Annotated in this window: 1 pseudogene; it reads right to left on the bottom strand. The window is 54.1% G+C overall.

The annotated features are described in order from the left end of the window. Nucleotides 1-200 (bottom strand): annotated as a pseudogene (locus HMPREF2760_RS12520) (HNH endonuclease); the annotation flags it as partial. Between the last annotated feature and the right edge of the window lie 44 nt (nt 201-244).

Here is a 244-nt window from a genome sequence, read left to right as displayed (position 1 = left end):
CCTTCCGGCAGTGACCAGGCAGCCACCAAGCTTAAAGCGGTGGTGTTGATATCAGCCTGCAGGCTGGGCATAGCAGCAACCCAGGTGTTGTAGATAGCGCGGCGGGCTGCCGCGCGGGCTATAGCGTGTGGATTATTCGGATTCGTTGTTGAGAAGAAGAAAGAAGAGGAGGTTGAAGGGTGCGTGGCGGTGGTAGTCATGAATGTCTCCCCCGAGAAACATGAGTTAGAAGAAATGTTCTAAC

Origin of the sequence: Corynebacterium sp. HMSC065D07 (assembly GCF_001810695.1) — a bacterium.
In the GTDB taxonomy this organism is placed as follows: domain Bacteria; phylum Actinomycetota; class Actinomycetes; order Mycobacteriales; family Mycobacteriaceae; genus Corynebacterium; species Corynebacterium hesseae.
This window is presented reverse-complemented; position numbering and strand designations above follow the sequence as displayed.